Source organism: Mesorhizobium sp. WSM4822, from assembly GCF_055811155.1.
In genome coordinates this window covers 103868-117887 of the sequence record NZ_JBVVQM010000009.1, presented here as the reverse complement: position 1 = coordinate 117887, position 14020 = coordinate 103868, and the positions used below count along the sequence as shown (strand labels likewise).

General features: G+C 61.7%; 13 protein-coding genes and 1 tRNA gene. 5 read left to right on the top strand and 9 right to left on the bottom strand.

Annotated elements, in window-relative coordinates; genetic code table 11:
• Positions 1 to 12: 12 nt before the first annotated feature.
• The 6 genes from AC0L3E_RS21240 to AC0L3E_RS21215 form a co-directional block, all read right to left on the bottom strand.
• Entirely contained in the window at positions 13 to 1521 is a 1509-nt protein-coding gene (locus AC0L3E_RS21240) for a multicopper oxidase family protein (RefSeq protein WP_473605555.1), read from the bottom strand.
• Between the two features lie 196 nt (positions 1522 to 1717).
• Positions 1718 to 2476 carry an SDR family NAD(P)-dependent oxidoreductase gene (locus AC0L3E_RS21235; RefSeq protein WP_473605609.1) on the bottom strand — a complete coding sequence of 253 codons (759 nt, stop codon included), beginning with the start codon at positions 2474 to 2476 and terminating at the stop codon, positions 1718 to 1720.
• A gap of 77 nt (positions 2477 to 2553) precedes the next feature.
• Positions 2554 to 3456, bottom strand: a complete 903-nt coding sequence (locus tag AC0L3E_RS21230; RefSeq protein ID WP_473605554.1) for a reverse transcriptase family protein — start codon at positions 3454 to 3456, stop codon at positions 2554 to 2556.
• Positions 3446 to 3751 (bottom strand): helix-turn-helix transcriptional regulator, encoded by a 306-nt coding sequence (locus AC0L3E_RS21225; protein WP_473605553.1) that lies wholly within the window; start codon positions 3749 to 3751, stop codon positions 3446 to 3448. Before AC0L3E_RS21225 ends, AC0L3E_RS21230 begins: the two co-directional genes overlap by 11 nt.
• 741 nt (positions 3752 to 4492) lie before the next feature.
• Positions 4493 to 4569, bottom strand: a tRNA-Arg gene (locus AC0L3E_RS21220).
• A 220-nt stretch (positions 4570 to 4789) separates the two neighbouring features.
• On the bottom strand, positions 4790 to 6292 hold the full coding sequence (locus tag AC0L3E_RS21215) for an ATP-binding protein (RefSeq protein ID WP_473605552.1): 1503 nt from the start codon (positions 6290 to 6292) through the stop codon (positions 4790 to 4792).
• Between the two features lie 278 nt (positions 6293 to 6570).
• Here AC0L3E_RS21215 and rpmH point away from each other — a divergent pair, with 278 nt between their 5' ends.
• The 5 genes from rpmH (at position 6571) to AC0L3E_RS21190 (ending at position 10553) form a co-directional block, all read left to right on the top strand.
• Positions 6571 to 6705 carry a 50S ribosomal protein L34 gene (gene rpmH / locus AC0L3E_RS21210; protein ID WP_008833937.1) on the top strand — a complete coding sequence of 45 codons (135 nt, stop codon included), beginning with the start codon at positions 6571 to 6573 and terminating at the stop codon, positions 6703 to 6705.
• Between the two features lie 16 nt (positions 6706 to 6721).
• On the top strand, positions 6722 to 7075 hold the full coding sequence (rnpA, locus tag AC0L3E_RS21205) for a ribonuclease P protein component (protein WP_027040126.1): 354 nt from the start codon (positions 6722 to 6724) through the stop codon (positions 7073 to 7075).
• A gap of 14 nt (positions 7076 to 7089) precedes the next feature.
• Positions 7090 to 8889 carry a membrane protein insertase YidC gene (gene yidC, locus AC0L3E_RS21200; protein WP_127270245.1) on the top strand — a complete coding sequence of 600 codons (1800 nt, stop codon included), beginning with the start codon at positions 7090 to 7092 and terminating at the stop codon, positions 8887 to 8889.
• Between the two features lie 179 nt (positions 8890 to 9068).
• Entirely contained in the window at positions 9069 to 9629 is a 561-nt protein-coding gene (locus AC0L3E_RS21195) for a fasciclin domain-containing protein (RefSeq protein WP_127271417.1), read from the top strand.
• A 366-nt stretch (positions 9630 to 9995) separates the two neighbouring features.
• On the top strand, positions 9996 to 10553 hold the full coding sequence (locus AC0L3E_RS21190) for a hypothetical protein (RefSeq protein WP_128307415.1): 558 nt from the start codon (positions 9996 to 9998) through the stop codon (positions 10551 to 10553).
• 108 nt (positions 10554 to 10661) lie between these two features.
• On the opposite strand, the gene AC0L3E_RS21185 is transcribed toward AC0L3E_RS21190, so the two are convergent.
• Genes AC0L3E_RS21185 through AC0L3E_RS21175 form a run of 3 tightly spaced genes read right to left on the bottom strand, consistent with a single transcriptional unit; the run spans position 10662 to position 13949 of the window.
• Entirely contained in the window at positions 10662 to 12203 is a 1542-nt protein-coding gene (locus AC0L3E_RS21185) for a DHA2 family efflux MFS transporter permease subunit (protein ID WP_127328109.1), read from the bottom strand.
• Positions 12200 to 13492, bottom strand: coding sequence for an HlyD family secretion protein (locus tag AC0L3E_RS21180; RefSeq protein WP_473605551.1), 1293 nt, complete (start codon positions 13490 to 13492; stop codon positions 12200 to 12202). Before AC0L3E_RS21180 ends, AC0L3E_RS21185 begins: the two co-directional genes overlap by 4 nt.
• On the bottom strand, positions 13485 to 13949 hold the full coding sequence (locus tag AC0L3E_RS21175; protein WP_473605608.1) for a MarR family winged helix-turn-helix transcriptional regulator: 465 nt from the start codon (positions 13947 to 13949) through the stop codon (positions 13485 to 13487). The genes AC0L3E_RS21180 and AC0L3E_RS21175 overlap by 8 nt, the downstream gene beginning before the upstream one ends.
• Positions 13950 to 14020 lie beyond the last annotated feature (71 nt).

Below are 14020 nucleotides of genomic sequence, written 5' to 3'. Positions count from 1 at the left end.
CGATGCCGAACTTCATGCCATGACATCGAGCACGCCCATCATGCCGAGCTGCTCGTGCTCGAGGATGTGGCAGTGATACATGCGCTGCCCCGGCCTATCCTGGCGCAGCAGGAGCCGCACCGTCTCGCCGCGGGCGACGTTCACCGTGTCCTTCCATGCGAGATAGGGCGGCTTGGACACCGCGCCGTCGCGCTCGTGTTCGACGACCTGGAATTGCGTACCGTGGACGTGAAAGGGATGGTCCATGTCGGCCTGGTTGACTATCTCCCAGAGCTCGATCTCGCCGGCCCTGGCGACGAAGTCGACGCGTCCCATGTCGAAGGCCTTGCCGTTGATCAGGAAGCCCATCTCCATGCCGGTGGGTTTCATCGCCATGGTCTCCGTTAAAACGAGCCGCCGGCTGAGGACAGGGTCGGCGAACGGTGCGATCGGCCGCAGCCGCGCCGGCAGCTGCGGCACCGCCTCGGCTTCGTTCTCCGAGACATCGACCGTCAGCAGCGTCAGCCCCGCATCGGCCGGGCGGCCGGGACCCATCCAGCCACGGTCGTAGCCGAGCGTATCGAGCGTGATGGGGCCGGGCCTGTCGAAGGATGCGACCAACTCGAGGCGTTCGCCCGGGCTGAGCAGGATCTCGTCCGCCGCCACCGGCGCCGCGAGCAGCCCGCCATCCGTCCCGATGACTGTTATCGTCGCGCCGTCGAAGGCAAGCTTCAGGAACCGTGCGTTGGTGGCGTTGTAGAGGCGCAGGCGTCGCTTGGCGCCCTTTGCCACCGAGAGCCTGGGATTCTTCTGGCCGTTGACCAGCACGTGGTCGCCAACGCGGCCGTTCATCAGATCGCTCATGCTGTTGCTCGGTATCGAGCCATCGGCGGCAAGTCTGAGGTCGGTGAACACCAGCACCGTGTCGCCATATTCGGCCGGGATGGGATCGGCCTTGGCCTTGACGACGAAGGCGCCGGCAAGACCCCGATAGACCTGCTCTGCCGTCTTGCCGTGCGGGTGCGGGTGGTACCAATAGGAGCCTGCGGAGCCTTCCGGCAGCTCGAAGGCATAAACGCGCTCGGTGCCCGCCGCAACCGGATCCATCGGACTGCCGTCCTGGTCGGCGGGCACCGGCATGCCGTGCCAGTGGATGGTGCTCACCTCGTTATCGATGCGGTTGGCAAATGTGATCTCGACGCGGTCGCCTTCGAAGGCCTCGATCAGCGGCCCCGGGCTGATGCCATTATAGGCGAGGATCGGTGTGTCTCGCCCCTCGGCGAACCTCGCAATGGCCGGTTCCGCGGTCAGCCTCGCCCTGAGCAGGCCCGGCCGGCCGGCTTCGTTGGCAAGCACCTGCAGGGCGCGCAACGCCTGGCCTTCGGGCAGGGTGACCGCGTCTTGCACCATCGCGGCCATGTCGTGCCCGGCATGGCCGCCCATGCCGGGCATCGACATATCGTCCATCTTCGTCTGCGCCAGCGCACGCGGGCTCGCCGGAACCGTCGCCAGGCTTGCCGTCAGAAATCCGCGTCGATGCATTTCTCCGCTCCTTGCTCTCGATGAAAGGCCCGCCGGAAGACCTCGCGTGACCCTAAGGGTTCCAGCAGCTGGAAGGTCAAGTGAGATCGAGCAGTCGACGGTGACGATAGAAGCTGCGTTGGCGCACGACGTAGTGAGAGCCCGGACCCGCTGTCCGATCATGAACACCGGTCGTTCCGGCGAAGCCGCAGAGTTCTCAGCCCTTGCGCTCCTGAAGGCTGTTGCCGCCGTCGACCACCAGCAGCGCGCCATTGACATAGCTGGCGCCTTCCGAGGCCAGGAATGCCACCGCGGCGGCCACTTCATCCGGCCGCCCGGCCCGCGCCGGCGGCGTATGCAGGGCGGCTTGCCGCTCCATTTCGCTCGACGAGCCCGTTTCGATCCAGCCGGGAGCGACGGCGTTGACGGTGATGCCGTTTTTCGCCACTTCGAGCGCCAGCGTGCGCGTCAGGCCGGCCATGCCGGCCTTGGCGGCCGAATAGGCTGCCGTGCCTTCGAAAGACACCAGCAGGCCGGTGACCGACGCCACATTGACGATGCGCCCATAGCCCGCTTCGACCATCGCCGGCAGAAAGGCCTTCGTGACGAGGAATGCCGTCTTCAGGCTGACGTCGATCCCCTGGTCCCAGTCGGCCTCGGTCATGGCGAGAAACGCCTTGTCGACCGATGGCGATGCCAGCGAGCCCATGCCGGCATTGTTGACCAGTATATCGACCGCCCCGACATCGGCCCGCAGCCGCGCGACATCGGCAGCGATGGTGAGATCGGCGACCACGGCCTTGGCATCGATGCCTTCTGCACGGAGCCCAACGGCGCGATCGAGCACACGCGCACTGGCACCGGTGAGAAAAACGGAATGGCCAGCATAGCTGAGCTGCCGGGCAATGGCAAAGCCGATGCCGTCGGCCGCGCCGGCCCCGGTGATAAGTGCGCGCTTTTTGCTGGTAGGAGACATGGTCAAATCAGGCTCCGCTGGTTTCCACTTGTCCGCGGATTCTGGCAGGCGCGATCACTGCATCAACTCGATCGGGATCAGCCAGCAATCCCGCTACCCAAGCAATGCGCAACCTTTTGGATTTGAGCAAGCTGACCCTTTAGACCATCAAGCTTCTCCTGCGCTTTCTTAGATTGGTGCAGTCCAGGCGCTTTGACGGCTTCGAGGCCAATCCGAAGCTTTTTAAATTGCTTGTGAGGGACGGAGATGTTGCCTCCTGCAACAAACACACCGGTCACCTCCGCAGGGCGATCAAAGTAGGCTTTTTCCTTATGATATTGCAGGCCGGCTCTGGCAATAGCTTGCTTGATGTCCCACATGACACGATCCGAAACGCTCGCTCCTGAGACAGTTACGTCGTCTATGTATACCGTGAGAGTTAGGCCCTCGCGCAAGCAAATCGCCGATATCTCATTCCACATATCGAGGTGAGCAAAGTAGGCCATTATAGGACTAAGAGGACTTCCAGTTGGAAGGTGTCCGCCATAGGAGGCGAGACGGGTAAGCGTCCCGGCCATCGCTCGATCACAATGCATTACGGAATTGAAAAACCAGAACACTCGCCGGGACGTGGTGCTCGGAAAGAACTTATGCACGTCGAGAGAGCGAACGACACGGTGATTTCTATGCTGTGCCGCGTTCGTCACATAGCAGCGACGCTTCACTGGGCAAAACAGATAGTCAGGCGGAGTGATACGGCACAATAATTTTGCCAGCTTGGCTTGCGCACGCTTTAGGAGTTTATCTGGATCCTCAATATGTCGAACGCCCGAACCGTTTTTCTTGGGCTGATCAAACTCTCGATAGAGAGTGTCAGCGTACTTCGTCACGTAACGGAGTTGTGCGTCACTCAACCCAATAAGCTCAGCCAAGCGGCGACGCCTAACAAGACGGAACAGGCTGGACTGCTCTACGGCGTGCGTTACCCTTCTAGTCGACATCCGGATGATCGGCTTTCGCTTCGAGAAATTGCATAAGCTTGATAATCTTACCAGCGACCGCCGTACGGGCCGTCTCAACGATCCGCGCCTGTCCCATGTTTTCAGAAAAATACAGGATTGAAGACGCAGGAATGCGAAAGGTTTCCGCATATTTCTCGACCAACTCCAAGGTTGGCTTTTTCTTGCCCGTTTCAACTTCAGAAAGGTAGGATGGCGACACACCTAGGGCCTTTGCAGCGTCAGCTTGTTTCATATCGTGAAAAACCCGAATCAGCCGTAGAGCCTCGTTTAACATCTCCTGCTCCTTACTGGGTACAATGCAGGGCAACGGGCTAGTCCCGGAGCGTGTTATAGAGCTTGACCAACGCCGCAACCACGTTTGTGATCCCGACAATGGCTGCGAACAGCACTCGGACAGTGGTCGGGCCCACCAAGCACTTGGCCCAGTTAAATCCCTTCCGTTTCGCCCGTCGCCGCTCCTGGTGGACATTGCCTTTCATAAAGGCCTCCTCTTGACCAACCGCTACGGAATTGTGGCGGCTCCTTCGAGGTCGTAGAGAAGTAGGCAGGAGCGCATCACCTGCATGTACGGGCGGCATCGCCCTTCGCGGTGCCGCCCCCCGTCGCCCGCCACTCGCGTGCGCCGGAGATTGTGTAGGAGGTTGTCACCTCCCGCGAAGCCCCTAGAGGCTTCAGTGAATGAAGGTTATCCTTTTTTCGTTCGACGCCAAGGTAGCTATCTGATTCGGGGGTTGGTGCAAATAAAATTCGCTATTAGCGAATTTTATTCACAGCCTATAGCGATAGCTGACGGCGGCAGCCGTGCGGCCGGCTCCCAAACGACAGAGCCAATGACGACACACTCAAAAATGCCTGAATAGACTTGTCGCAAGTGGGATAGGTGGGGTGTGGAAAGGGCTACTCTACTTGTCAGGCCCAAGCGCACTCCGACGCATGCCGACTAAGTGCCACGAGACATGTTCAGACGTTTCGTGCCTGCGCTTCGCAAAGCAGGTAGCTCTCTCTGAAATCTAATTGGCGCGCCCGAAGAGATTCGAACTCCTGACCCCCAGATTCGTAGTCTGGTGCTCTATCCAGCTGAGCTACGGGCGCGCAACAGGCCATGCTTTCCATGACCCCGCAATCCGATCGTGAACGACCGGTCGCGACGAGACGTGTTCCCTAGCGACTGAATTTCGGAAAAGCAAGCCGATCCGGCAAAAGTTTTGTCACAAGTGCCTTGGCCGGCGATGAACGCTGGGGATTCCGGCAGCTTGCAACGGTCCGAAGTCGAGCCGGTTCCTGCTCATTGGAGACCCAGCGCCCTAAACGGTCAGGCGGGGCGGCGCAGGCCGTTGCGCGCCTGGTCGAGCCGGACCGGCTGGTCGGGGATGGTGACGGCGAATGTGGTGCGCCCGCCAATGCTCTCGACCAGTTCCACCGTGCCGCCATGCGCGCGGATCAGCTCGTGCGCGATCGCCAGGCCAAGGCCGGTGCCGCCGCTGCGCGCCGAGCCGCGAAAGGCCGCGAACAGGTTTTCCCGCGCCTTGGGCGGCAGGCCGGGTCCGGTGTCGCTGACGGCAATGCGGCTGACGCTGCCCAGACGCACGGCCGACACCGCCAGGCGGCGCACCAGGGCGTTTTCGCTGTCGGCCGCCATCGCCTGCACGGAATTCCGGCACAGATTGGTGAGCACCCTGAACAGCTGGTCGGAATCGGCATCGACCTCGAAGGCCGGCTCGACCGAATTGACGAACTCGATGCCTTGCTCGATGTCGAGCAGGCCTTGCACATCCTCGACCAGCTGCCGCAGCCGGAGCCGGCGGCGCGCGGGCGGCGGCTCCTGCGTGCGGCCGTAGTGAAGCACGCCTTCGGAATAGGACACGGCACGGTCGAGTGCGCGCAGCAGTTTCGGTGCGAAGGCCTGCACGGTCGGATCCTTGACCTGGCGCAGGCGGTCCGACATCAGCTGCGCCGAGGCCAGGATGTTGCGCATGTCATGGTTGATCTTGGAGACCGCGAGGCCGAGGTCGGCAAGATGCTTCTGCTCGGAGAGCATTTTTTGCAGCCGCTCCTGCATTTGCGACAGCTCGCGCTCGGCAACGCCGATCTCGTCGGCGCGGGCAGCCGGATGGATGATCCGTCCGGGATCGTCGGGCGCCTCGGAGAAGGACAGCATCGAGCGCGTCATCGTGCGGATCGGCCCGATCATGATCAGGTCGATGGCGGCGTAGACCAGCATGGCGGTGAACAGCGAGATCAGCAGCGAGACGAAGGCGACGTTGCGCGAATAGCGCAGCATCGCATTGCGCAGGCTGTTGTCGGGCATGATCAGCTCGAACTCCTTGTCCGAGTCACCGACCGGACCGAAGACGCGCAGCATCCGGTCGCCGCCGAAAAACAACGTGTCGAGCGCGCCGGTCATGCCCTTGATCATGCCGATCGAGGCGATATCGATATGCGCGTCGACCTTCGGCGGCATTTCGGCCACCACCAGCAGCCGCGAGACGCCGCCGTCGCGCACCGCGATCGCCTTGGCGCCGATCGCCATCAGCACGTCGTTCTGGGCCGTGCGCGACAGCGAGGCGGGCTCACCCTGCACCAGCACGATCGACACCGCAGCCGCCGTGCTCAGCCGTTCCTTAAGCCAGTTCAGCCGGTAGCTGGCGATCCAGGGCAGGAAGATCAGCACTTCGGCCAGAAGCACGAAGACGATGGTCAGCAGCAGCAGCTTGGTCGACAGGCCGCGCGACAGCGGCACCGTGCGCACGGCCGCCGGCGCCTCGGTGGACCCCGCCGTGCCGATCCCTTCCTGTGCTTGTATGGTTTCGCTCATGCGGCTAATGTCTTCACGATCACTTGATCAACGCAGATTAGGCGATTACGGCTTTTTTGCCAATTTCATCCTTGGTCGCAAACATAAACCGGCGTGAACGGAGCCGGATTGCGCCCGACGACTCCGGATTGACTTCCAAAAGCCTTCTTTCTATAAGCCCGCACACGCTCGGGCCATTCGTCCCGGCGCGGTTTCGATCGCGCCAAAGCCGGCCCGGCAAAGCTCCTGTTACACAGTGACAGAATCAAGAAGGGCCGCACCCCGCGGTATTAAAACAAATGAAGCGTACCTACCAACCGTCTAAACTCGTCCGCAAACGTCGGCACGGCTTCCGTGCCCGCATGGCCACCAAGGGTGGTCGCGGCGTCGTCGCAGCTCGCCGCAACCGCGGCCGCAAGCGGCTCAGCGCCTGAACGGAAGACGAGATCGTTGCCCGCAACCGGCAAGCCAGTGGGACCAAATCCCAAGCGGCTTCTGAAGCGCGCGGAATTCCTGGCTGTCCGTCGTGGTGAAAAACGACGCGGGCGGCTTTTTCTCGTTGAAGTTCTCGACCGCGGCGACGGCCTGTCGCCGCGCGTCGGCTACACCGTCACCAAGAAGGTCGGCAATGCGGTTGTCCGCAACCGTGTCCGGCGGCGGCTGCGAGAAGCCGTCCGTACGCATGCTGCAAGTGACATGGCGCCTGGCAATGATTATGTCATCGTCGGGCGCGAAGACGTGCTTACCACTCCGTTCGGCCAGTTGAAGGCCGAACTCTCCCGCCGACTGCGCGGAACACGATAGGCCAAGGGCTTTCGATGGAAAACAACCGGAACTTCTTCATCACCATCGCGCTGTCGGTGCTGATCCTTGCGGTATGGCAATATTTTTACGTGTTGCCGCGCAGCGAAGCCCAGCGCGAGGCGGCCCGCGTCGAACAGCAGCGCATCGAGGAGCAGAAGAAGGCCGCCGGTACCGACACCGGAACGCCCGCCGCACCTGGCGCCATTCCGAATGCACCGGGTACCGACGCCGTGACGCCGGCCGGCCGCGAACAGGCGCTCGCCACGACGACCCGCGCGAAGATCGACACGCCGAGCCTCGAGGGTTCGATCAACCTGACCGGCGCCCGCCTCGACGACCTCAAGCTCAAGCACTACACCGAGACGGTCGACAAGAACTCGCCCGAGATCAGCCTGCTCAACCCGGCGGCACTGCCCAATGGCTATTATGCCGAGATCGGCTTCGTCGGCAACGACAAGACCGGCGCGGTGCCCGGTCCGGAGACTGTGTGGACCGTCGACGGCAATGCGACGCTGACGCCGACAACCCCGGTCACGCTGACCTATTCGAACGACAAGGGCTTGACCTTCAAGCGCACCTTCTCCGTCGACACCGATTACATGTTCACGGTGTCCGACACGGTGCAGAATGCGGGCACGGCCGCCGTCTCGCTGTCCAATTACGGCCGCGTCACCCGCTTCGACAAGCCGCTCGTTGCCAGCACCTATGTGCTGCATGAGGGCCTGATCGGCTTCACCGGCACCGAAGGCCTGCAGGAGCACAAATACGCGTCCATCGAATCGGACAAGCAGTTCACGCCGGGCAAGTCGACTGACGGCTGGTTGGGCATTACCGACAAATACTGGGCGGTGACGCTCGTGCCGACCGAAAAGCAGCCGTTCCAGCCGCGCTACGCCTTTTTCGAGGACGGCCGCCACCGCTATCAGTCCGACTTCCTGACCGACCCGATAACGGTTGCCGCGGGTCAATCGGCGACGGTGGAGAGCGAGATCTTCGCCGGCGCCAAGGAGGTCGGCAAGATCAACGCCTATGCAGAGGACCGTCAAATCAAGCGGTTCGATCTTTTGATCGACTGGGGCTGGTTCCACTTCATCACCAAGCCGATGTTCTGGCTGATCGACACGCTCTACAAATTCTTCGGCAATTTCGGTCTGGCCATCCTCGCCACCACCGTCATCGTCAAGGCCATCTTCTACCCGCTCGCCAACAAGTCCTACGCGTCGATGGCGAACATGAAGAAGGTGCAGCCGAAAATGCTCGAGATCCGCGAGAAATACGCGGACGACAAGATGAAGCAGCAGCAGGCGATGATGGAGCTCTACAAGACCGAGAAGATCAATCCGATCGCCGGCTGCTGGCCGGTGGCGCTGCAGATCCCGGTGTTCTTCGCGCTCTACAAGGTGCTCTACATCACCATCGAGATGCGTCATGCGCCGTTCTTCGGCTGGATCCAGGATCTGGCCGCGCCCGATCCGACATCGCTGTTCAACCTGTTCGGCCTCATTCCGATCACGCTGCCGCATATGCTGATGATCGGCGTGTGGCCACTGATCATGGGCGTCACCATGTTCCTGCAGATGCGCATGAACCCGACGCCGCCGGACCCGACGCAGGCGGCGATCTTCACCTGGATGCCTGTCATCTTCACCTTCATGATGGCGGGTTTCCCGGCCGGCCTGGTCATCTACTGGGCCTGGAACAACACGCTGTCGATCCTGCAGCAAGGCATCATCATGAAGCGCCAGGGCGCCAAGATCGAGCTGTGGGACAATCTGGTCGCGCTGTTCCGAAAGAAACCATCACCGGCCGAATAGAAGGCGCAGCGCTTTCTCCAGCCTTCAAAGCCCCGCCTCGCGCGGGGCTTTTTCGTTCAAGCCGCTTTCGGCATCACGTTCCTGTGATCGGCGAAACTTGCGCCCCGCCGGCGGCGTGACTGCCTGTGCGTTTCCAAAGGCTATCAATTCCGATCAGCCCTCACCCGGAGGAAGACCATATGCGCTTGCCGTCATTCAGGACCATCGCCCTTTCCGCGTTCGTCGCCGGCGTGGCGATTGCCGCGCCCGCCTATGCCAAAAACCCGAATGTCGGCGGCGCGCCGATGTACACCACCAAGAACATCGTCGAGAACGCCGTCAATTCGAAGGACCACACGACGCTGGTCGCCGCGGTCAAGGCCGCCGGCCTGGTCGACACGCTGCAGGGCGCTGGCCCGTTCACAGTCTTCGCCCCGACTAACGCGGCGTTTGCGAAACTGCCCAAGGGCACCGTCGACACGCTGCTGAAGCCGGAGAACAAGGGCAAGCTCACCAAGGTGCTGACCGCGCATGTCGTGGCAGGCAAGATTTCGGGCGCCGAAATGATGAAGAAGGCCAAAGCGATGGGCGGCAAGTACGAGATGAAAACCGTCTCCGGTGACACGCTTACCGCTGAAGTCAAGAAGGGCAAGCTCTACATCATGGATGAGTCAGGCGGCGAGGCGCGAGTGACGATCGCCGACGTCAACCAGTCGAACGGCGTCATCCATGTCGTCAACAAGGTGCTGTTGCCGAAGTAACGGCTTTCGGCAAAGGGGATCAAGGCAGGTCCGTCGGGGCTTTCTCGGGCCTGCCATCCCCACCTCATGACGAGGTGCCATGTTTCTTGGGAAGTCGTATCGGCATCGGCCGGGGTCCTGTCCCTCACAGGCCCCCGGTTTCTTTTGGTTCATGGACCGAAGACCGTAGAGAACAAATACCTGAACGGAGCGGGTAGCCGAGATGCCGGTTAGCCGTAAGCTGGCACGGACCGCCGCGCACCGGAATGTGGCGTCGCGATGCGACTGCCAACGCGGTTGAGGGGTAGAGAGACAACGCTCACCTAGCGCCCGCAGATGTGACATACTGACTGCATATCGATTTCGTGGCCTTGTTAGGAACACGACGTGGATTGGTTTACCCAACGCAAGCCTTTCCCAAATGCCGCAAAGTCAGCTTTCGGAGTTGGAGCGCTTGGCGATATAGCTGCTGAGGAATTGACTCCCATCGTCGACGACACTTACCGAACAACCTCGAGGCATCTCACATCTGATGGGATCAGCATCTACATTCCCTATCGGTTGCATTTTCTGCCGACCGTAGCTGTCGATTTCGCTAGCTTTTCGCCGGGGTCGCAGTGCTTGCTGACACGTTCGACAGACGGTTATCTGAGGCAAAAATCAGCCAAAATTATCCTTCCGCTGAACGAGCCTTGGACGGTTCCATTCATCGTTCTTCTCTTAGGCGAGTACGTCGTCGAAATTCTCGACGATATCCATTTGGCGATGCCGTATTTCGATCAGACAGCTTACGCCAGTTTCGTCCGGCAGAACCGGCAGGTAATGCGTGCAATACGCGCTAAGGCGACAAGCTATTGGAATGCCTACTACCGCCAAAGTTATCCCGGCAGGAAATCGTATCCGGCGATTGCCGTCCTCAATCAGCTGGATACTTGGGCAACCTAGCATCACGTGCAACGGGACAGCCGACGACGTCGCCATACGTTGTATTTCCATTTTGTCGACAGTGACGCATTCGAAACTTGCTTCAACAAAAGGCCCTCGACCAAAACATCACTCCATCACGGCGCTGTGGTCGATCTTCGCCGGAGTCGCCGGCTTGCGCAGCAACAGAACCAGCGGAATGGCGGCAAGCGACAGGATCATCATCAGCTTGAAGTCGTTCATATAACTGATGATTGTCGCCTGCAGCGTCACCACGCCGTCGAGCGCGGCGCGGCCCGCGGCGCTGTAGGGATCCATCGCCTGGAAGATGGCCGGATTGCTGAAAGCCTGGTTGTAAGGCGTCACATAGGTGGCGATGTTGGCGTGGTTGATCTGCACGTTCTCCGTCAACAGCGCGGTGACGACGGATATGCCGACGCTGGAGCCGATGTTCCGCGACAGATTGTAAAGGCCTGTGCCTTCCGCGCGCCGCTCCGGCGCCAGCGTGGCGAAGGTGATGGTGGTCAGCGGCACGAACAGGAAGCCCAGGCCAGCGCCCTGGATGAAGCCGGTGCTGATGATCGTCCATTGCGACACATCAGGGGTCCAGCCGGTCATGTCGTACATCGCCCAGGCGGTGACCAGCAGGCCGGTCAACAGCAGCCAGCGCGTGTCCACCTTGCCGATCAGCCTGCCGACCAGGAACATGCAAGCCATGGTGCCGAGACCGCGCGGCCCCATGACGATGCCGGCCGTCACCACCGGATAGCCCATCAACGTCTGCAGATAGGGCGTCATCAGGGCCAACGAGGCCAGATAGGTGATGCCGATGATGAAGATGAAGATCATGCCGACGGCGAAATTCCTGTCGAGGAACAACCGCGGGTTCACGAATGTGTTTTTGGCGGTGAAGGTGTGGACGAGGAAGATGTAGAAGGCCGACGCGCAGATCAGCGCCTCGACGATGATCTCGGACGACGAGAACCAGTTGAGCTGCTCGCCGCGATCAAGAAACATCTGCAGCGATGCGATGGTGACGCTGAGCATGCCGAAGCCCAGCCAGTCCAGCCTGGCCTTGAGGTCCGTCTTGGTTTCCTGGACGAACATCGAGACGCCGGCGAAAGCCAGGACCCCGATCGGGACATTGATGTAGAACACCCAGCGCCAGCTGACGTTTTCGGTGAGCCAGCCGCCGATGACCGGCCCGAGCACCGGCCCGACCATCACCGAAACGCCGAACAGCGCCATCGCCGAGCCGCGCTCCTCGACGCTGTAGATGTCGAGCAGGATGCTCTGCGCCAGCGGAACCAGGGCCGCGCCGAACAGACCTTGCAGCAGGCGGAAGCCGACGATCTGCGGCAGCGACTGCGCGAAGCCGCACAGCACCGACGCGACGACGAAGCCGGTGATGGATATCAAAAGGATGCGCTTGCGGCCGAAACGATTGGCAAGATAGCCCGAAGGCGGAGTCATGACGGCCGCCGCGACGATATAGGACGTCAGCACCCAGTTTATCTGGTCGGCGCTCGCCGAAACGCTGCCCTGGATATAGGGCAGCGCGACATTGGCGATGGTCGTGTCCAGCGCCTGCATGATCACGGCCAGGATCACGCAGGCGGTGATGGCGCCGCGATTGGCGACCACGCCACCTGTCGCGGACGCGCCGGTCATGACTTTTGTCCGAACCGGCCGAGCAGGTCCGTCACGAAGTCCGGCAAGCCGCGCGCATGACCGGTATCGATGCCGACCACGACGCTCATCCCGCCACGCAACGGTGGCTTGCCCTGGAGATCGTCGACCGTCACGCGCATCGGAATGCGTTGCACGACCTTGACCCAGTTGCCGGTGGTGTTCTGCGCCGGAAGCAAGGAGAAGCTCGACGACGACGCCGGGCTGATCGAGGCGACCGTGCCGTGCCAGACGGTGCCGGGATAGCTGTCGACGCTGATCGTCCCCGTCTGTCCCGGCCGCACATAGGTCAGTTCGGTTTCCTTCGGCTCCGCCGCGATCCACAGATCGGTCACCGAAATCAGGCTGAAGGCCGGCTGCGAAGCCGGCAGGTACTTGCCGACCTGAAGCGCGTCGACATTGGTGACGATGCCGTCGAACGGCGCCTTGACGATGGAATCGGCAAGATTGCGCTGGGCATCGTCCACCGCCGACTGCGCCTGGAGGTAGAAGGGGTTCTTCTCCACCGGCTGGCTGGCGTCGCCGCCAAGCTGGGCAAGCGTCGCCTGTGCCTGCGCCTGGGCAACGGACACTTTCTGGCGGGCGGCGACGAGGTCGTGCTGGGCGCTGTCGAAGGTCGCCTTGGAGGAGGTGGAAGTCCTGAGCAGATCCTGCTGGCGCTGGAACGCGGCCTCGTAATAGGGGATGTCGGCCTGCGCCTGCTCGATCAGCGCCTGCGACTGCTGATAACTCGCCTGCAGGGTCACCACCTGGTTGCGCACCGTGCCGAGCTGCGCCTGGGCGGCGGCAAGAGCGGTTTCGAAAGAGGCCGGCCGCAGCCGGAAAAGCACCTGGTCCTTCTTCACCGCCTCGTTCTCGTGCACGTCGATCTCGGACACAGTGCCGGAGACATCGGTGGAAACGCCGAGCGACTGCGCCTGGATGTAGGCATTGTCGGTCGTCATGACCTGGCCGCCGATGACGTAGTAATAGCCGCCGACGACCAGCGCGACCGGAAGCAGGGCAAACAGGATCGGCCGTGCCCGGCCGCGCTTGGGCTTGACCGGCGCCGGCGGCGCCACCGTAACCGTGGCCTGTCGTGGCTCCTTGGACGGCGCCTCGAGCGCCGCCGGCTCCAGGGCGACCGGTGCTTCGAGTTCGTCATTGCCGATGAGGGTGCCGGCTCGCCTTTGTTCGCGTTCGCTGTCCAGTCGGATGATCTGGTCGTGCGCCCGGCCGGCGGAGGATCCGTCTTCTTCGACAGGCTTCTTTGGTGAGGTTGATTCAGCCATGTGTTTTCTCCCGGTCGGCGGCAGGCTGGGTGCAAGCCGCGAGCAGATTGGATTTGATGAGGGATAGGGTTTGCAGCAGATGCAGCTGGGCATCCGCGGAAAGACCGACAAAGGCCTCGTCCCGCGTCTTCTGCCCATTGCTGCGCATGATTTCGATGAGCGGATGAGCTTGCGGCTTCAGGTAAAGCAGCCATGCCCGGCGGTCAGCGGGATTGGGCCGGCGCTCGATGAAGCCGCGTGCCTCCATCTTATCGAGCAGCCGGGCGAGCGGGATCGGCGTGATCTCGATAAGGTCCGCCAATTTGTTCTGGTGGATGCCTTCATGCAGGCAGAGATAGGCCAGCACCTGCCATTGGGCGCGGGTCAGCCCCGATGCCCGCGACCTCTGCTCGAACCGCTTTCGAAGCAGGCGCGCGACATCGTGCAGCACGAAGCTGATGTTGGGTGGCGATGGCATGGGAGGTACTGGAGTTTCGGCGCAACTTTTAGTGAGCATGCTTATTATCATCATGCACATAATCCCGCTGG